Source organism: Kitasatospora sp. NPDC048298 (assembly GCF_043201465.1).
In the GTDB taxonomy this organism is placed as follows: Bacteria; Actinomycetota; Actinomycetes; order Streptomycetales; family Streptomycetaceae; genus Kitasatospora.
Genome location: NZ_JBICYZ010000018.1, coordinates 66,070 through 84,040 on the forward strand (window position 1 = coordinate 66,070; position 17,971 = coordinate 84,040).

General features: G+C 73.8%; 16 protein-coding genes and 1 tRNA gene. 5 read left to right on the top strand and 12 right to left on the bottom strand.

What is annotated here, in order from left to right; genetic code table 11:
- Nucleotides 1–16: 16 nt before the first annotated feature.
- From ACGF0D_RS16450 to ACGF0D_RS16460, 3 genes are all read right to left on the bottom strand, one after another.
- Complete coding sequence (locus tag ACGF0D_RS16450) at nt 17–1,567, bottom strand: S28 family serine protease (RefSeq protein ID WP_392869663.1); 1,551 nt, start codon at nt 1,565–1,567, stop codon at nt 17–19.
- Nucleotides 1,568–1,784: 217 nt separating this feature from the next.
- The gene (locus ACGF0D_RS16455; RefSeq protein ID WP_392916685.1) at nt 1,785–2,669 is read right to left on the bottom strand and encodes a serine protease; all 885 of its coding nucleotides are present in this window, start codon (nt 2,667–2,669) and stop codon (nt 1,785–1,787) included.
- A gap of 211 nt (nt 2,670–2,880) precedes the next feature.
- Nucleotides 2,881–3,510: a TetR family transcriptional regulator gene (locus tag ACGF0D_RS16460; protein WP_392916688.1), complete on the bottom strand. Its 630-nt coding sequence runs from the start codon at nt 3,508–3,510 to the stop codon at nt 2,881–2,883.
- Nucleotides 3,511–3,630: 120 nt separating this feature from the next.
- Between ACGF0D_RS16460 and ACGF0D_RS16465 the strand changes: the two genes are divergently transcribed.
- The 3 genes from ACGF0D_RS16465 (at nt 3,631) to ACGF0D_RS16475 (ending at nt 5,342) form a co-directional block, all read left to right on the top strand.
- Nucleotides 3,631–3,786 (top strand): hypothetical protein, encoded by a 156-nt coding sequence (locus ACGF0D_RS16465; protein ID WP_392916690.1) that lies wholly within the window; start codon nt 3,631–3,633, stop codon nt 3,784–3,786.
- A 107-nt stretch (nt 3,787–3,893) separates the two neighbouring features.
- The gene (locus ACGF0D_RS16470; RefSeq protein WP_392869670.1) at nt 3,894–4,217 is read left to right on the top strand and encodes a DUF4190 domain-containing protein; all 324 of its coding nucleotides are present in this window, start codon (nt 3,894–3,896) and stop codon (nt 4,215–4,217) included.
- A 240-nt stretch (nt 4,218–4,457) separates the two neighbouring features.
- Nucleotides 4,458–5,342, top strand: coding sequence for a metallophosphoesterase family protein (locus tag ACGF0D_RS16475; RefSeq protein ID WP_392916693.1), 885 nt, complete (start codon nt 4,458–4,460; stop codon nt 5,340–5,342).
- A 138-nt stretch (nt 5,343–5,480) separates the two neighbouring features.
- Here ACGF0D_RS16475 and ACGF0D_RS16480 read toward each other — a convergent pair whose 3' ends face one another.
- From ACGF0D_RS16480 to ACGF0D_RS16510, 7 genes are all read right to left on the bottom strand, one after another.
- Nucleotides 5,481–5,780, bottom strand: a complete 300-nt coding sequence (locus tag ACGF0D_RS16480) for an SHOCT domain-containing protein (RefSeq protein ID WP_392916696.1) — start codon at nt 5,778–5,780, stop codon at nt 5,481–5,483.
- A gap of 204 nt (nt 5,781–5,984) precedes the next feature.
- The gene (locus tag ACGF0D_RS16485; protein ID WP_392869676.1) at nt 5,985–6,662 is read right to left on the bottom strand and encodes a response regulator; all 678 of its coding nucleotides are present in this window, start codon (nt 6,660–6,662) and stop codon (nt 5,985–5,987) included.
- The gene (locus ACGF0D_RS16490) at nt 6,659–7,963 is read right to left on the bottom strand and encodes a sensor histidine kinase (RefSeq protein ID WP_392916699.1); all 1,305 of its coding nucleotides are present in this window, start codon (nt 7,961–7,963) and stop codon (nt 6,659–6,661) included. The genes ACGF0D_RS16485 and ACGF0D_RS16490 overlap by 4 nt, the downstream gene beginning before the upstream one ends.
- A gap of 135 nt (nt 7,964–8,098) precedes the next feature.
- Nucleotides 8,099–10,663 (bottom strand): ATP-dependent Clp protease ATP-binding subunit, encoded by a 2,565-nt coding sequence (locus ACGF0D_RS16495; RefSeq protein WP_392916774.1) that lies wholly within the window; start codon nt 10,661–10,663, stop codon nt 8,099–8,101.
- Nucleotides 10,664–10,805: 142 nt separating this feature from the next.
- The gene (locus ACGF0D_RS16500; RefSeq protein ID WP_392870099.1) at nt 10,806–11,510 is read right to left on the bottom strand and encodes a VIT family protein; all 705 of its coding nucleotides are present in this window, start codon (nt 11,508–11,510) and stop codon (nt 10,806–10,808) included.
- A gap of 13 nt (nt 11,511–11,523) precedes the next feature.
- Nucleotides 11,524–12,273, bottom strand: a complete 750-nt coding sequence (locus tag ACGF0D_RS16505; protein ID WP_392916701.1) for an HAD family hydrolase — start codon at nt 12,271–12,273, stop codon at nt 11,524–11,526.
- Between the two features lie 153 nt (nt 12,274–12,426).
- Nucleotides 12,427–12,498 (bottom strand) — tRNA-Val (locus tag ACGF0D_RS16510).
- Nucleotides 12,499–12,695: 197 nt separating this feature from the next.
- Here ACGF0D_RS16510 and ACGF0D_RS16515 point away from each other — a divergent pair.
- On the top strand, nt 12,696–14,066 hold the full coding sequence (locus tag ACGF0D_RS16515) for a hypothetical protein (protein WP_392916703.1): 1,371 nt from the start codon (nt 12,696–12,698) through the stop codon (nt 14,064–14,066).
- A gap of 73 nt (nt 14,067–14,139) precedes the next feature.
- Nucleotides 14,140–14,361: a zinc ribbon domain-containing protein gene (locus ACGF0D_RS16520; RefSeq protein ID WP_392869684.1), complete on the top strand. Its 222-nt coding sequence runs from the start codon at nt 14,140–14,142 to the stop codon at nt 14,359–14,361.
- A gap of 27 nt (nt 14,362–14,388) precedes the next feature.
- On the opposite strand, the gene ACGF0D_RS16525 is transcribed toward ACGF0D_RS16520, so the two are convergent.
- Nucleotides 14,389–15,222 carry an HAD family hydrolase gene (locus tag ACGF0D_RS16525; RefSeq protein ID WP_392869686.1) on the bottom strand — a complete coding sequence of 278 codons (834 nt, stop codon included), beginning with the start codon at nt 15,220–15,222 and terminating at the stop codon, nt 14,389–14,391.
- Nucleotides 15,222–17,954, bottom strand: coding sequence for a phosphoribosyltransferase (locus ACGF0D_RS16530; RefSeq protein ID WP_392916706.1), 2,733 nt, complete (start codon nt 17,952–17,954; stop codon nt 15,222–15,224). Before ACGF0D_RS16530 ends, ACGF0D_RS16525 begins: the two co-directional genes overlap by 1 nt.
- Nucleotides 17,955–17,971: the final 17 nt, after the last annotated feature.

Consider the following 17,971-nt stretch of genomic DNA (forward strand, 5'->3'; position numbering starts at 1 on the left):
GCTGCGCGCGTCGGCGTTACAGCGGGCGGCGCTCCTGCTCCAGCCGCTGGCCCTCGACGTCCAGCGGGCCGAAGTCCGCACCCGCCCGCGGCGACTTGGCGAGCGAGCGGGCGGCGTTCGGGTCGCTCAAGCCCGCCCACTCCAACACCTTGGCGGTGGCCTCCGCCGACTGCGCGGCGGGCAGCTGCCCGATCTTGGAGCCGTGGTTGCCGCCGGGCACGGTGTAGACGTAGCTGTCCTCGCTGCCCCGGCCGAGGCGGAACGGCTTGGCACCCCACGGGTCGTTGCCGCCGTAGACGTACATGATCCGCTCACCCTCGCGCTTCACCCAGCGGTCGATGTCGGGCATCGCGTTCGGGTTGAAGACGGTCGGGATCTCCTTCGGCACGTAGCTGCGGACCGAGTAGAGCTCCTTGTAGTCGTAGTGCAGCACGCCCTTGAGGTGCGAGACGTCGAAGAACGGCGCGCCCAGCTCGGTCGCGGCCTGGTAGTAGTACGCGGTGTACTTCGCCAGCGACTGGTCGCTGTTGCCGGTGATGCCGGACTGCGAGTCGAACCAGGCGTACAGCTCGTCGTCGGTCGCGGTGGCCGCCACCGGGACCTTGGCGCAGTCGGACTCCAGGCTGTACTGCCAGAACGCCCAGACCACGTCCAGCACGCCGGCCTCGTACGCGCGGTCCGGGGTGCCGAGGGTGTTGAAGGTGGAGCCGGCCGCCTTGTTGTCGGCGACGTAGCGGGCCTCCAGGCGGTCGCGGCGCACCAGCAGCTCGCGCTGGGCGTCGTTCAGCCGGGCCCGGCACTCGGGCGTGCCGACGGTGCGGAAGAACTCGCTGTACGCCGCGTAGTCGTTGACGTTGGTGTTGTTCGGCGCGACGTAGGCGATCGTGCCGGCCACGTCGTCCGGGTAGAAGCGGCGGTAGTAGGTCGAGGACATGCCACCCTTGCTGGCGCCGGTGGACAGCCACTCCTCCTGGTAGATCCGCTTGAGCGCGGTCACCAGCCGGTGCGAGTCCGCGGCGCCCTGGCGGATGCCGGCCTTGGACCAGTCCGCCGGGTCCGGGCGGGAGGGGGTGAAGAACCGGTACTCGATGGACACCTGGTTGCCGTCCACCAGCCGGGTCGGCTCGGTGCGGGACGGGCTGGTGCCCAGGGTGTAGCCGTTGGTGTAGAAGACGGTCGGGTGGTCGTAGCCGCGGTGCAGCAGGCTGAAGCGCTGCTGGAAGGTGCCCAGCCAGGGGCGGTTGTGGTCGATCGGCTGGGTGTAGGTGGCGATGAAGTAGCGGTGACCGGTGGTGGTCGGCTTCTCCTCGGTGACGGTCACCCCGGGGATCGCCGCCAGGCGGTCCTTGATGTCGGCGGTCGGGTCGTCGGCGGGGCTCCGGCCGTGGCGGGAGCCGTTGCCCTGGTCGTTCTGGTCACCCTGGTCGTTCTGGCCGCCCTGGTCGCCCTGCGCGCCCTGGGTGGCGCTCCGGCCGTCGGCGGCGGACGCCGGGCTCGCCAGGCCGCCGACCGCGAGCAGCGGTATCAGCAGGGCGGAGGCCAGCAGTCTTTTCACGGTGGTGGTCATCAACTCTCCATATCTGCGGTGCAGGTGGTGCGATCGGTACGGCGGTCGGTGTGACAGGCAGTACGGCGGCCGGTGTGGCAGGCGGTACAGCGGTCGGTACGGCAGTCGCTACGGCGGGCGGTACGGCGGCCGGCCGATGGACGGCCGAATGGGCCACCCGCCGTTCGCGGATGGCCCATCGGGAGGAAAGTGCTGGTCAGCGGGGTTTCCTGGTGCTCTACGGGCGGGGCAGGGTGCAGCCCGGGAGGGTGAGGTCGAAGCGGTTGCCGGCGGCGAAGCAGGCCGGTATCCCGTAGGTCTCCTGGGCGTAGCCGATGCCCGGGCGGACCGTCACCGCGCCGTTCTGGTCCACCTCGCAGGGGTTGTCCAGGGTGCAGGTCTCGCCGTTCTCGTTGATCGTGTTGTTCACCGCGACCACCTGGTTGGTCGAGGCGTCGACCACCGGCGAGCCGGAGGTCCCTCCGATCACGTTGCAGGTGGAGGTGTAGCGGAGCGAGTCCTTGAAGGTCCAGTCGGCTTCCTTCAGCCGGTAGGCGAAGCCGTCGACCGAGCAGGAGTAGATCTTCTTCCAGTAGCCGGAGACGACCTTGATCGAGGCGCCCTGGACGGGGTGGGTGGCCGCGATCGTCAACGGGGCTATCCCGTACCGGGACTGGATCGAGGCGTAGGTGGTGTTTAGCTGGTAGATCGACACGTCGGTGTCGGTCATCGCGCCGTACACGATCTTGGTCGCGCGCAGCGTGGCGACACCGCTGCCGCTCGCGTTGAGCAGGGTGAAGCTGCGGCTGGAGGACTGGTTGAGGACCACCTGGCCCGGGCCGGGCATGCCGGTCTCCAGGCAGTGCCCGTTGGAGAGCACGAGGGCCGGGTCGCTCGCGGCCGAGCCGGGCATCCGCACCAGCGAGCCGGAGCAGTTGCTGAGTGCGACCGTCCCGGCGAAGTTGACGGCGGCGACGGGCTTGGCGACGGACGTGTCAGCGGACGTGACAGACGTGACAGACGTGGCGGCAGGGGCGGCGGCCTGAGCCGGAACGCCACCGACGAAGGCGGCGGCCCCGGCGACCAGGAACGTGGCGACCGTGCCTATGAGCGGCTTCTTCATGAGAGACCTCTCGCTGTGGGGGTCCACGGGTGGGGGTGCACCAAAGCTGTCGCGGACATGACTCACTGTCAAGAGTCAAAGCAACACCAAGAACCGCCCAAGCCTCAATGGCCGGTTACCGCCGCCACCCGGCACGAGGCTCGGCCCGCCTCGGCCCGCGACCCGGCCCGCCCGTCACACGAAGTGACCGCCAACTCCCTGACGGAGGCGCTCAGCCCGCCTGCCAGTGCTCCCGGCCGGTGCTGATCAGGCGCAGCTGGAGACGCGCGGTGGCGGCGATCCGCTGCTCCCGCGCCGGGTCCGTCTCCAGCGCCTCCAGGAAGGCGGCGGCCGTGGAGACCATGTGGTCGACGTACAGCTCGGCGAGCATCCGCAGGTCCTGCTCGCTCCATCCGCGCGACTCCGGCTGCAGCGCGAGGGCGGTTCCCACCTCGGCGGCGAAGCGGCCGAGTTCGACGTCGATCGCCTCGCGCACCTGCCGCACTCCGCCGTGCCGCTCGCGCGCCAGGAAGCGTACGTGCCCCCGGTGTTCGCGGACGTGCCGCTCGATCACGTCCACCGCACGGTCGATCAGCTCCTCGGCACCGCCGGACTCGGCGAGCACCGAGCGGATCATGACGTGCAGGCTGGCCAGCGACTCCTCGACCAGCGCCACCCCGAGGGCGGCGAGGTCCGGGAAGTGCCGGTAGAAGGCGGCCGGCGAGAGCCCCGCCTCCCGGGTGACCTCGCGGACGCCCAGGCTCGCCAGGTTCTGATCGGCCAACAGGTGCAGCCCGGCGTCCAGCAATGCCCGCCGACTCTGCTGCTTCTGGGCCTGCCTGGCCCCAACGGTGTGACTCACGCCATTCAGTAAACATTCGTTTGCTGAACTTGGCCAGCCGGGCGTACAGTGAGGACGAAGTCAGTGAACAGTTGTCAACCGAAATCGGCGCAGTCCCAGCCGCAGCCGAAGGAGCCAGCCGTGATCCTGCTCTCCGCCCTCGTCGCCATGGGCATCCTGATCGGCACCGCCGCCCACACCTCGCTCCCGGTCTTCCTCACCGCCTCCGCCGCCATCACCGCCTGGCTGCTCGCCTTCGGCGCACGCGAGGGCATCGCCCGCCTCCGGCACCGCTGACCCGGCCGCTCCGCCGACCCAGCCGCACTGCTGACCCGGCTGCACTGCCGACCCGGCCGCTCCGCGGACCGCCCCGCGGCCACTCCCCAGAGAGGACCCGCACCACCATGAGCATCGTCACCGACCGCCAGGCGATCGGCCCTCGGAGCACCAGCCGCCCGGAGACCCACAGCCAGGCGACCACCCGTCAGAGCCCCGCCGAGGCCGACGGCCTCGCCATCGCCTCCTTCCTCCTCGGCCTGCCCGGCCTGCTGCTGTTCAACATCGTCCTTGGGCCGATCGCCATCACCCTGGCCACCCTGGCCCTGCTCCGCGGCACCCGCCGACGCGGCCGCGCCCTCCTCGGCCTGACCCTCGGCATCACCTCGCTGGCGATCCTCGCCGTCACCACCGTCACCTCCCACGGGGTGATCATCGACATCGGCTCCTGAACCCGATCCAACTCCCCTTGCGCTACCGACTCCTGACTCCGTCCCCCCTCCGCTCCGCACCTCCATCCCGCGCCTCCCGTTCGTCTCCGCGCCACCGTCCGCCCCTGAAGCACCGGGCGGACCTCGACTCCCGAGCCGACGGTTCGAACGACTGATCCCGTCAACCCGCCCCGATCCCCCGGCCCGCCACATAGAGTGGGCCCATCGGCCGCACCGGCCGGACGACCTCAGGGGGCCGGAGTGACCACGGAGAACCGCAGCGCCGCACAGCCGACGCGGCCCACCCCGACGGGGGGACGGCTGCTCGCCGTGAGCGATCTGCACATCTCCTACCAGGAGAACCGCGACCTGGTGGAGAAGCTCCAACCCTCCCACCCCGACGACTGGCTGCTCGTCGCCGGTGACGTCGCCGAGCTCACCACCAGCATCGAGTGGGCCCTCGGCCTGCTCGCCGAACGCTTCGCCCGCGTGGTGTGGGTCCCGGGGAACCACGAGCTGTGGACCCACCCGGAGGACCCGGTCCAGCTGCGTGGGGTGGCCCGCTACGAACACCTGGTGGAGCTGTGCCGCCGGCTCGGCGTGGTGACTCCCGAGGACCCGTACCCGCTCTGGGAGGGCCCCGGCGGACCGGTCCGCATCGTCCCGCTCTTCCTCCTCTACGACTACACCTTCCGTGCTCCCGGCACGACCACCAAGGAGGCCTCCCTGGCGGCCGCCTACGAGAGCGGCATCGTGTGCGCGGACGAGCGGATGCTCTACCCGGACCCGTTCCCGGACCGCGACTCCTGGTGCCGCGAGCGCGTCCGGCTGACCGAGAAGCGGCTGGCGGCCTGTGACCCGGACGTCCCGCTCGTCTTCGTCAACCACTACCCGCTGGTCCGGCAGCCCACCGAGATCCTCTGGTACCCCGAGTTCGCCCAGTGGTGTGGGACCGAGCTGACCGCGGACTGGCACACCCGGTTCAACACCGCGGCGATGATCTACGGCCACCTCCATATCCCGCGCCGGACCACCTACGACGGCGTCCCGTTCACGGAGGTCTCGCTCGGCTACCCGCGCGAGTGGCGCAAGCGCGGCCTGCCGGACCCGCTGCTGCGGGACGTCTTCCCGCAGGCCGCGGGCTGAGCCGCCCCGCCACCGCCTTCGTTCCGCCGCCTTCTGCCGCCTCGCCTCCGGCTCGGCCGAGGTCGGCGCCGCCGACGCCGTGGCCCTTCACAGTGTCGGCGGGGCCGACCGCGGCGCCCCGCACGACCTCCGGGGTGGTCACCTGGCGCCACCTCCCCCGGCGTCGCCCTTGGACGACTCGCTGAGTACGGCCCGCTTGGCGCGGTACTCCTCGGCGTCGATCTCGCCCTCGGCGTAGCGGCGGCCCAGGACGGCCAGCGGATGCTCCGCCGCGGCCCCGGCTCCGGCTCCGAACCCGGCTCCGAACCCGCAGGCGCGCCGCCGCCAGACCGTACGGCGCAACAGCGCGATCACCAGGACCACCACGGCGATCCAGGCCAGAGGGATCAGCAGGATCCACGGGCCGGGGCCGTACCAGTCGGCCAGCTGGGTGTACATGGTGGTTCAACTCCTCGGTGGTGGGCTTCCAGGACCTCGGGTGGTTCCCGAGGTGCCTAGAGCGTCCCTCAGAGAGGTCTCATCACGCGTCCCACCAGCGGCGGCAGTTGGGATACTCCCCGGAGAGTAGGCACCGTCCGCGACACGCCGGGCCGGAAGCAGGCCCGCTCACGGAGCAAGACCCGCTCACGGACCATGCCCCGCTCAGCCCAGCCACCCCGGCCGCACCAGCCCCGACTCGTAGGCCAGCACCACCAGTTGCGCCCGGTCCCGCGCGCCGACCTTCACCATCGCCCGGCTGACGTGCGTCTTCGCCGTCAGCGGGCTGACCACCAGCCGCCGGGCGATCTCCTCGTTGGACAGCCCCATGCCGACCAGCGCCAGCACCTCGCGCTCCCGCTCGGTCAGCATCGAGATGTCCGGCAGCCCCTGCGGCCCGGCCTCGGGTGCCTTCGACCGGGCGGCGAACTCGCCGATCAGCCGCCTGGTGACCCCCGGCGAGAGCAGCGCGTCCCCCGCGACGGCGACCCGGATCGCCCGCAGCAGGTCGGCCGGCTCGGTGTCCTTGACCAGGAAGCCCGCCGCCCCGGAGCGCAGCGCCTCGAAGACGTACTCGTCCAGCTCGAAGGTGGTCAGCACGACCACCCGCACGGAGGACAGCGCAGGGTCCTCGGCGATCCTCCTGGTCGCCTCCAGCCCGTCCATCCGCGGCATCCGGATGTCCATCAGCACGACGTCCGGCACGAGTTCGCGGGCGAGCCGCAGCGCGGCCTCCCCGTCGTCCGCCTCGCCGACCACCGTGACGTCGTCCTGGAGGTCCAGCAGGGCCCGGAAGCCCGCCCTGACCAGCAGTTGGTCATCCGCCAGCAGTACCCGAATCAATCGCTCTCCGCCTTCGGTGTCGGCAGCTCGGCCCGGACCCGGAAGCCGCCGTCGGGCAGCGGCCCCGCGCTGATGGTGCCACCGAACGCCGCCGCGCGTTCCCGCATCCCGACCAGCCCGCTGCCGGATCCGCCCGCGTCACCGAGCACCGCCGGCCCCGGGTCCTCCACCCGGACCACCAGCACGGCCTGGTCCGTCCAGTCCAGCACCACGACCGCCTGCCGGGCCGCCGAGTGCCGGACCACGTTGGTGAGCGCCTCCTGGACGATCCGGAAGGCGGTGAGGTCGACGGTGGCGGAGAGCGCGCGCCGCTCGCCGCGCTCCTGCACCTCCGCCTCCAGGCCCACCCGGTCCGCCTGCTCGGTGAGTTCGTCCAGCCGGTCCAGCCCCGGGGCCGGCCCGCGCGGCGCCGCCCCGGGCCCACGCAGCGTGGCGAGCACCTGGCGGACCTCGCCGAGCGCCTCCTTGCTGGTCGACTTGATGGTCACCAGCGCGCTGCGGGCCTCCTCCGGCCGCCGGTCGAGCAGCGCGAGCGCGACCCCGGCCTGGATGTTGATCAGCGACAGGCTGTGCGCCAGGATGTCGTGCAACTCCCGGGCCATCTTGAGCCGTTCGTCGTCGGCCCGGCGCTCCTCCAGCTGCTGTCGGTAGGCCCGGTGGGCGGCGATCCGCTCGCGCCGGAACCGGACCAGCTCGCCGCCCGCCATCACCAGCAGCAGCCAGGCCAGCAGCCCGAGCTCCTGCGGCCAGACGCTGCCGGACGGCGGGGCGGCGCGCTGCCAGCTCTCCGGCAGGGCGAGGGAGCCGAGCAGGTGCACCAGGTAGACGCCGCCGGCGCCGGCCCAGGCCGCCCGGCGGTGCCCGGAGCCGATCGCCACGCAGCAGGCGATCAGCCAGCTCACGAAGACCGGCCCGTACGGGTACCCGGCGGCCAGGTACCCGGCGGTGACCACCGAGGTGCCGGCCACCACCGCGACCGGCCGGCGGTGACGCAGCACCAGCAGGGCCGGCCCGATCAGCAGCAGCAGGTAGCCGAAGGCGTCCAGCGGGGCCCGCCCGTGCTGTTCGTGCGCGGCGAAGGTCGAGCCGACCACCTGGAGCACCGCGACCGCCGCCGCGACCCCGAGCGGGTACCCCGCCCCGGCCGCACGCGCCCACGGCGGGCGCCACGGCTCGGGCGGCTCCTCGGGCGGCTCTTCGGACGGCCGCTCCGGTGGCTTCCCGGGCGGCTGCCCCGGTGGCTGTTCCGCCGGCCGCCGCGCCCGGGGCGGCTCGGTCGGCGGGGGCGTGAGCGGCATCATGCCCACAAGCTAGACCCGCGCCCCGTCACCACGCGTCCTCCACCAGTGGCGTTCAGGCGTACTCCCGCTGGAGTACGCCCCCGGGAAGTACGCCCCCGGGAAGTACGCCCTTGGGAAGTACGCGGCCGGTCGTCCTCAGCCCTCCGCGGCGGCCGCGCCGGCCCCGGCCTTCGCCTCCGCCTCCTCGAAGGTCGCCGACGCCTCCGGCCGCGCCAGGGTGACCACCAGCTCCCCGTCGCTCACGTCCGCGATCAGGGTGTCCCCCTCCCGCACCGAACCGTCCAGCAGCAGGTTGGAGATCCGGTTGTCCAGCTCCGACTGGATCGTCCGGCGCAGCGGCCGGGCCCCGAACTCCGGTTGGTAGCCCAGGTTGACCAGGTACTCCTTGGCCGCCTCGGTGACGTCCAAGCGGACGTCCTGGGCCCGGAGCCGCCGCCGGCTGCGCTCCAGCAGCAGGTCCACCACCGACAGCAGGTGCTTCCGGGTGAGCGCGTGGAAGACGATCACCTCGTCGATCCGGTTGAGGAACTCGGGACGGAACTGCTGCCGCAGGTCGCGCATCAGGTCGTCCCTGAGTGTCTGATCAGGAGCTCCGCTCCGGGCATCCACGTTCCCGACACGGTCGAGGATCCGCTGCGAACCGATGTTGCTGGTCATGATCACCACGGTGTTGCGGAAGTCGACCGTACGCCCCTGGGAGTCGGTCAGCCGCCCGTCGTCCAACACCTGGAGCAGCAGGTTGAAGACGTCCGGGTGCGCCTTCTCCACCTCGTCGAAGAGCAGCACGCTGTACGGCTTGCGGCGCACCGCCTCGGTCAGCTGCCCGGCCTCCTCGTAGCCGACGTACCCGGGCGGGGAGCCGACCAGCCGGGAGACGGTGTGCTTCTCCTGGAACTCGCTCATGTCGAAGCGGATCATCCGGTCCGGGTCGCCGAACAGCAGCGCCGCCAGCGCCTTCGCCAGCTCGGTCTTGCCGACGCCGGTCGGGCCGAGGAAGAGGAAGGAGCCGGTCGGCCGCTCCGGGTCGCCCATCCCGGCCCGGCCGCGGCGCACCGCCTGGGCGACGGCGGTGACCGCCTCCTCCTGACCGATCACCTTCTCGTGCAGGTGCTCCTCCAGCTTGAGCAGCCGCTCCCTCTCCGTCGCGTTCAGCTCCGCGACCGGGATGCCGGTCCGGGAGGACAGCACCTGCGCGATGTCGTCGGCCGTCACGTCGACGACCCCCTCGTGGGACTCGGTGATCGCCGCCAGCTCGTCCTCGGTCTGCCGCAGCTCGGTCTTCAGGTTGGCGGCCCGGACGAACTCCTCGTCCGCGACGGCCTCCTCCAACTCCCGCTTCAGCTTGGTGATCCGGCCCTGCACCCCGGTCGCCTCGGTGGACCCGCTCAGACTGCGCAGCCGGACCCGCGCACCGGCCTGGTCCAGCAGGTCGATCGCCTTATCGGGCAGGAAGCGGTCACTGACGTACCGGTCGGAGAGCGTCGCGGCGGCGTCCAACGCCTCGTCGGTGAACCGCACCTGGTGGTGCGCCTCGTACGCGTCACGCAGCCCCTGGAGGATCTCGATCGTCTCCTCGACGCTCGGCTCGGGCACCAGCACCGGCTGGAAACGGCGCTCCAGCGCGGCGTCCTTCTCCACGTGCTTGCGGTACTCGTCCAGCGTGGTCGCGCCGACCACGCTCAACTCGCCGCGCGCGAGCGCCGGTTTGAGGATGTTGCCGGCGTCCATCGAGCCCTCGCCGCCGCTGCCCGCGCCGACCACGGTGTGCAGCTCGTCCAGGAACAGGATGACGCTCTTCTCGGCCGCGGTGACCTCGTCGATCACGTTCTTCAGCCGTTCCTCGAACTCGCCCCGGTACTTGGAGCCGGCCACCAGCGCGGTCAGGTCGAGGGTGACCACCCGCTTCTCCCGGAGGCTCCGGGGCACGTCCCCGGAGACGATCCGCTGGGCCAGGCCCTCGACGATCGCGGTCTTGCCGACACCCGGCTCGCCGATCAGCACCGGGTTGTTCTTGGTCCGCCGGGAGAGGATCTCGACGGTCTGCTCGATCTCCTCGGCCCGCCCCACCACCGGGTCCAGCCGGCCCGAGCGCGCCTCCTCGGTGAGGTCGCGCCCGTACTCGTCCAGCGTCGGCGTCTCGCTCGGGTGGGCTCCCGTGCTGCTGCGCTCACCGCCGGTGCCGTGCCCCTCCAGCACCGACTTCAGCGCCTCCTGCGAGGGTGCGGCGTTGCGCAGCGCCACGCCGGCGCCCGAGCGCTCCTGGTCGAGCAGCGCGCCGAGGATGTGCTCGGGACCGATGTACGAGGCGCCGACCTCCTGCGAGCGGGCGTGCGCGGCGAGCAGCGCGCGCTTGGCCGAGGGGGTGAGCGCCGGCCGGCCGTCCACCACGTCGGGGCTTCCGGACGGCAGGGCGTGCTCCAGGTCGCCGGAGAGCCGGTCCGGGTCGATGCCGGCCCGCTCCAGCATCCGGCGCGAGGGCTCCACCCGGGTGGCCGCCCAGGCCAGGTGCGCGGTGTCGAGGTCGCTGGAGCCGTCCTCGGCCGCCCGCCGCGCGGCCAGCGTCAGCAGTTCCTGCGAGGACTCGCTGAGCAGCCGCCCGATCGGCACCCGCTGCACGGCGGGCGGAGAGGCCAGCGGGCTCATCCCGAAGAACCGGCTGAGCAGATCGGAGAACGGATCGTTCGATCCGAACGGGGGCATGGTCACGGCGATTCACCTCTCCCAAGCGGTTTGCAGCCACACAAACACAGGCCGCACCCGCTCGCCTGTCGAGCCGCCCGGCGCCGTCACCCGGCGTGCCCGGGCCACGCCCGCGCCCGGTCGGCAGGCCGGGGGCACCAGGTCACCCCGTGACCTGCTCCAGCAGCACACCGCCGCTGTACGTCACCGCCATCGCCAACAACCCGCCCACGACGTTGCGCAGGACCGCCCGCCCCGGGCCGGCACCCCCCAGCCGGGCGCTCGCCCAGCCCGACAGGGTCAGCGCGGCCACCACCGCCGCCACCGTCACCTGCAGCCGCCACGACTCCGGCGGCAGCAGCACCGCCAGCAGCGGCACCAGCGCGCCCAGCGTGAACGCCGCCGCACTGGCCAGCGCCGCCTCCCAGGGGTTGGTCAACACGTCCGGGTCGATGCCGAGTTCGGTCTGCGCGTGGGCGGCCAGCGCATCCCGCTCGGTCAGCGCCATCGCCACCTCCCGGGCCAGCCCGTCCGTCAGCCCGCTCCCCCGGTAGTAGTCGGTCAGCTCGTCGAGCTCACCCTCCGGGTCCTCCGCGAGCTCCCGCCGCTCCTGCGCCAACGCGGCCCGCTCGGTGTCCCGTTGGGTGCTGACCGACACGTACTCGCCGGCCGCCATCGACATCGCCCCCGCCAACAGCCCGGCCACCCCGGCCGCGAGCAGCGCCGTCCGCGAACCCGCCGCCCCCGCCACACCGGTCACCAGACCGGCCGTCGACACCACGCCGTCATTGGCCCCCAGCACGGCCGCCCGCAGCCAGTTCAGGCGCGAGGACAGCTCCGCCCGCGACTCCCCGACCTGCTCAGCCATCCGCCCACCACTCTCATGGGTCCGCCCGGTCCCCCCGATCCTCACCCCCCACCCCGCCCCCCGCCACCCACACCCGCACGCCGCCCAGCGGTTCGTCCGACAGGCCCGCGACGATCTCGCGCTCCGTCTGCATCGCCTGCACCACGCTCCGGTCCAGCACCGGCGCCAGCGCCCGCCGCAGGTCCTCCGGCCCTCGGTAGCGCACCCCGGTCATGCCCATCGCCACCGCCGCGTCCACGTTCTCCTGCCGGTCGTCCACGAACAGGCACCGCTCCGGCGCCACGCCCGCCCGCTCGACGGCGATCTCGTAGATCCGCCGGTCCGGTTTGGCGCTGCCCACCCGGGAGCTGTTCACCACCTCGTCCGCCAGGTCCGTCAGCCCCAGCAGCGCCAGGTCCTCGTCCAGCCACACCGTCGCATTGGTCACCAGCACCACCCGGCAGTGCTCCCGTGCCCGCCGCAGCAGGCCCACCACCACCTCGTCCGCCCGGAACGGCGAGTCCGCGAACGCCTCCGCCAGCCCGCGCGCCCGCGCCCGCGTCACCCGGCCGGCCAGCCCCCGCGCGATCGAGTCCACCCACTCCGCCTTCCCGATCCGCCCGAGCAGCAACGGCAGATCGTTCTCCGGCGCGAACCCGATCGCCGCCGTACTCCCCTCCCCCAGCCCCGCCGCCCGCTCCAACGCCGCCACCCGGTCCCCGTCGAAGAACCGGATCACCCCGTCCACATCGCACAGCACCGCATCGAACGCCCTGGTCAGCATCCCCCCTCCCTACCACCGGCCCGGGCCCGGCCCACGGCCGGGCCCGGGTACGACCGGCGGGGACCAGCAGGTGCGGCGGATCGACAGGAGGCCAGGAACGACCGAGGGCCGGTCCGGGAGGTGTTACACCTCCCGGACCGGCCCTCGGGTCTGTGGGCGCGGACGGTTTCGAACCGCCGACATCTGCTTTGTAAGAGCAGCGCTCTACCACTGAGCTACGCGCCCCCCGTCGTGGCCCGGCGGGCGCACGACGAGTGCCTAGGGTACCTGGTCCCGGGGGGTGGTGGGGGACGGGTGTCAGGTGGGGCGGCGGGTGAGGGGGTGGGGCGCGGTGGGGTGGGCGGGGCGGGAGGGGGTGACGGGCCGGTGGGGGGATCGGGGAGAATGGGGCCGGATCAGCGGTTCGGAGCAGGGAGCGCGCAGTGACGGTGGCCGGCGGGAGCGGGCGGGGGCGGCGTCGGGCGGGGAGTGCGCTGGCCGACGCACTGGTGTTGCCGGTGGTGCTGGCGGGTGCGCTGGGGGCGGTCGGGCTGGCCTCGGCCGGGAGCACCGGCTGGTGGGGCCGGCGCGGCGGCGGTGAGGGCGGACGGGCGCAGGCCCGGGAGGCCCGGGCGGCTGCCCAGGAGGCGTTCTACGAGCTGGAGGAGACCCAGCGCGAGGTGCAGCTCGCGGTGGAGACGGTCCGCGCGGCCGAGGAGGGCCATACGGCGCAGCGCGCGCTGGCCGATCTGGCGGCGATCTCCGGTCGGGTCGAGCAGGTCACCGTGAACTACCTCGCCGCGCTCGACGCCCACAACCTGGACAGCGAGACCCTGGACGCGGGCACGGCCACGCAGGCCAAGCGCCTCCTGGAGGACGTGAAGGGCCAGCTCGGCTCGGCCCGGGCGGAGCTGAACGACTTCCTGCGCCGCCTGCAGCCGACCATCCAGCACGCCGAGCAGCAGCTGATGCGGGTCACCCCGGCGGTCGAGCAGGCCAAGCGCGCGCTGCTCGCGGCCACCACCGCGCTGGACGAGGCGCGCGGCGTCGGCCTGCGGGCGGACGACCTGGCGGCCCGGCTGGCGGAACTGGCGCCCGAGCTCGGCCGGCTGAACGAGGGCCCGGCCCGGCACGGGGTCGCGGACACCCTGCGGCGCGCGGACGACGTGAAGCAGCGCGCCGAGGCGATCGCCGCCGACGCCGGGCAGCTGCCGGAGCGGGCGCGGGAGATCGACCGGCGGGTGGCGAGCCTGCGCACCCGCATCCAGGCGCTGGAGACCAAGGCCGAGACGGTCGAGCCCGCCCTGAGCGAGCTGCGCCGCCGGTTCAGCACCGCCTGCTGGCAGGACCTCCAGCGGGTCTCGGAGCAGGTCGCGGAGACCGGGCGCGCCGCCGAGCGCAAGCTCGCCGAGGCCGCCCGGGCCCGGGACGAACAGCGCTGGGCGGACGCCACTGCCGCGATCGGGACGGTCCGCGCGCTGCTGGAGACCGCCGACGGCTCGGTGTCCGCGGTGAACGACCGGCTGCGGCAGCTGAACGAGGTGCAGCACGACCCCAACCGGGAGATCGAGCGCGCCCGCTTCGCGATTCGGGACGCCCAGCGGCTGGCGATGGCCGGGCGCAGCGCGCCGGACCCGCGGCACGCCGCCCCGCTGGACGAGGCGGTGGCCCGGCTGGACCGCGCGGTGGCCGCGCTGGAGGCGGCCGGCCGGCACCCCGACTACTGGCACTTCCTGACCGAGCTCGCGGCGGTGCGGGACACGGCGGCCCGGGTGATCGAGCTGATCCGCGGGGACCTCGGCGGCCACCGGTAACGCGCGGCCGGGCGACTATCGCCAACACCGTGACCGGGCGACCGGTGGGCGCCCCGCTGGGTACGCTGCCGGTATGCCTCGCTACGACTTCCGCTGCCGCTCCTGCGGCGCCACCTTCGAGCTCCGCCGTCCGATGGCCCAGGCCAACGATCCCGCCGTCTGCCCCCAGGGCCACGAGGACACCGTGAAGCTGCTGTCCACCGTCGCCGTCACCGGCGCGGCCGGTGCCCAGCCGGCCCCCGCCGCCGGGGGCGGGGGCGGCGGGGGTTGCTGCGGCGGCGGCTGCTGCGGCTGACCCGACCCGGACCCCGTTCCGGACCGGTCAGACCCCGACGGGCAGCGCCGACGCCCCCGCCAGGAACCGCCGGACGATCTCCTCCCCCGCCGTCACCCCCACCTCCGTCAGGGCGGTGACGCCGGGGGCCGTCCAGCCGCTGTCCGCGAGTTCGCCGTGCCCGGGGCGCCAGCCGGCGTCCGCCGCGAGCAGCAGGTCCGCGTCGAGCAGCGAGTCCCCGGCCGCCAGCACGGTGTCCGCGCCGGTGCGCCGGACGACCTCGGCCAGCGCGGCGCTCTTGGTGAGCGGCGCGGGCACCGCGTACACCTTGCGGCCCTGCAGGGAGACCGTCCAGCCGCGCTCGGCGCACCAGCCGGTCAGCTCCGCCAGCCAGCCCTCCGGCAGCGCGGCGCGCTCGACCACCAGGTAGGCGAACAGCTCGTCGGCGACCTGCCGCTTGTGCGTCCACTCCGGGTCGGCGCACAGGGCGAGCCGCCGCACGACCTCCTCCAGCGGGGCCGAACCGGCGGCGATCCGCGCGGTGATCTCGGCCCGCCAGTCGCCGTCCGGGACGCCGTCCACCAGCAGTTGCCCGCCGTTGGCGCAGATCGCGTACGCGGGGACCCAGTCCGCCGTCGGTCCCGGCAGGTTGACCCGCCCGTACTGCTCCGGCGTCCGGGTGGTGGCCGGGACGAAGCAGGCCTCGCGGGCGAGTTCGGCGAGCAGTCCGGCGGCGCGCTCGGTCATGAAGGACAGCGGCCGCCCCTGGTACACCTCGACGCAGAGCAGCCGCGGCGCCGACCGGTCGGGGGCCGCCAGGGCCATGGCCCGCTCGGAGTAGATCAGCGTCCGATCGAGGTCGCTGGCCACCAGAACACCCATCAGGAATCCCTCCCCGGGACCGAAATCGAAACCGAACCCGACAGCGAGCCCGAACCCGAGCCCGAAAACGCGCCCGAACCCGCGCCCGGAACCGCACCGGGAACCGCCCCCGGAACCGACACCACGGCGTGCCCGTCGCCCCCGGTCGCCCCGCGGCTGTAGCGGGGGTGGATCAGGCCGACGCAGGTGTACGGCAGGCCGTCCACCTCCTCGACCTCCACGCCGCGCTGGGCGGCGAGCAGCCGGACGTGGTCGAGGTCCGCACCGGCGCCGCGCCGGGCGAGGATCCGCCAGGGGACGCGGCGCAGCAGGACCCGGGTGGTCTCGCCGACGCCGGGCTTGACCAGGTTGACGTTGTCGATGCCGTACTCGGCGCTGATCCGCTCGACCGCGGCCCAGCCGGCCCAGTCGGGCGCCCGGTGCGGGTCGTCGGCGAGCCGGTCGGCGCCCGCGACGGCCGCGGCGCGGACCTCACCGAAGCGGGCGGCCACCGCGTCCAGGAAGGCCGCCGAGACGTCGCTCCCGGCCAGTTCGGCGTAGTGCTTGGCGCCGTGGAAGTCGTCCGGCCCGATCAGCCCGGCCCGCAGCACCGTGCGCGAAACCAGCCCGGAGACGGTGGAGTTGAGGCAGGCGGACGGGATCAGGAAGTCGTCCCGGGTGCCGTACGTCCGCACGCAGCGGCCCGGGTCGGCGAGCACCGCGAGGTCCGGGTCGAAGCCGGTGCCGGCCAGTGTGCCGGCGAGTTCGCGGGTGATCGCGCCCTTGCCGGTCCAGCCGTCCACGAACACCACGTCGCCCGCGCGGTGGTGGGCGGCCAGGTAGCGCAGCGCGACCGGGTCCATGCCACGGCCGCGCACGATCGAGACCGTGTAGTGCGGCACGGACAGGCCGTGCGCGAAGGCCAGCCAGCGGCGGACCAGGATGCCGACGGGCGTGCCGGCCCGGGCCAGCGAGGCGAGCACCAGCCCCGGGCCGCGCTCGCGCAGCAGCGTCTCGGCGACGGTGCCGACGGCGAGCGCGATCCGGCCTGCGGAGTCGCGCAGCGCCTGGTGGAACAGCTCCTGGTACTCGGGGCTGGGCTGGTACTCGACCGGCAGCGACTCGGCGTAGTGCGCGCCGCCGTTCTGAACGGCCTCCTCGCGCTCCTCGGTGGGCGCCTCGAGCGCGACCCCGGAGAGGTCCTTGAGCAGCCAGGCCACCTCCTCGGCCGGGTACGAGGAGAACGCCGGCCCGTACAGGGGCGCGGGCAGCGACGCGGGAACGGGTGGCAAAAGGGGCGCCGGCCGCGACACAGGGTCGGGCAGCGCCTCGACCGCGGACGGCGCCTCGACCACGGACGGCGAGGCGCCCGCGGACGCCGAGGCGGCCACGGCCACCGGCCGGTGCGAGGGCAGCACCGCGAGCACCACCTGGTCGGTCACCCGCCGCAGCTGCCCGAGCAGCGCCCGCTCGCCCTCGTGCAGCGCCGGGGTGTCGGCCACGTCGTCGACCACCAGCACCACGGCGTCGAAGCGCCGCGCCGGGTCGCTGCCCGGGGCGACGTTGTACGCGTAGCGCTCGGGCGAGCCGCCGTCCTGCGGGTCGTCGTGGGCGGGGAAGGCGAGCCGGGTGCGGATGGCGTAGCCGGGGTCGTCCACCGCCAGGACGGGCGAGCGGGTGGTGGTGGAGAACCGGACGCGGTCGCCGCCGAGCCGCTCGGCGAGAGCGTCGGCCAGGCGCAGCGGCGCGTACATCAGTTCCTCGAAGCCGAGCACCAGTACCCGCTGCGCCCCGGCGGGCACGGCCTCGGCCAACTGGCCGGCCAGCCGGGGGAGTTCGGTGTCCAGCCGGGCACGGTCGCGGGCGGTGAAGCCGTGCCGGCCGCCGTCCGGGAGGCCGGCGGGCCAGTCCAGCTCGACCCGGGCCAGCGGCGCGACGCCCGCCGCCTCCAGCTGCCCGGCCGCCGCGCGCCCGGCCCCCGGACGCGCAACCCCCGGATCCCCCGGATCCCCCGGATCCTCCGGTTCCCTCGCCGCCTCCCCCACCGCCTCGGCGATCAGCCGCTCGGCCCGGCTCGGCAGGTCCTCGGGCAGCTCGACGCCGCCGCTCGCGGTGGCCACCAGGTCCAGCCGGACGCCGAGTTCGGCGGCGGTCAGGTCGAGCCGCCGCCGGTCGGCCGCGGAGCGCAGGTCCACCAGGGCGACCACCACGTAGTGCCCGCGCGGGTGGCGGGCGTGGAGGTCACGGATGGTGTTGAGCACCGTCTGCCCGGTCGAGAACTCGTCGTCCACCAGCACCAGCGGCCCGTCCCCGGCGAGGAGCCCGGGGTCGGCCGGGAGCAGCAGGTGCGAGGTGGCGTGCGAGTGCTCCTCCTCGAAGCCGCCCACCGGGGCCACGCCGGGCACCGGGCGGCGGGTGGAGTGCAGGTAGGGGGCGTCCAGGCCGTCGGCGACGCTGTGGCCGAGGCCGGTGGCGGTCTCCGCGTAGCCGAGCACGACGGCCCGCCCGGCCGCGCGCTCGCCGAGCAGTTCGCGGACCCGGCGGCCGAGTTCGAGTCCGGTGCCGTGGACCACCGAGGGCCGCTGCGGCACGTGCTTGCCGAGCACGGTGGAGACCAGCAGGTGGGCGCGCTTGGGGTTCCCCGAGCGGAGGGCCAGGCCGACGAGTTCGGGGAGGCGCTCGGAGCCGGTCAGCGCGATCCCGGCCCGGTCGGCGACCCAACGGCCGGTCCACGTCTGCGGTGTTGCTGTCACTACTGGTCCTGCCTTCG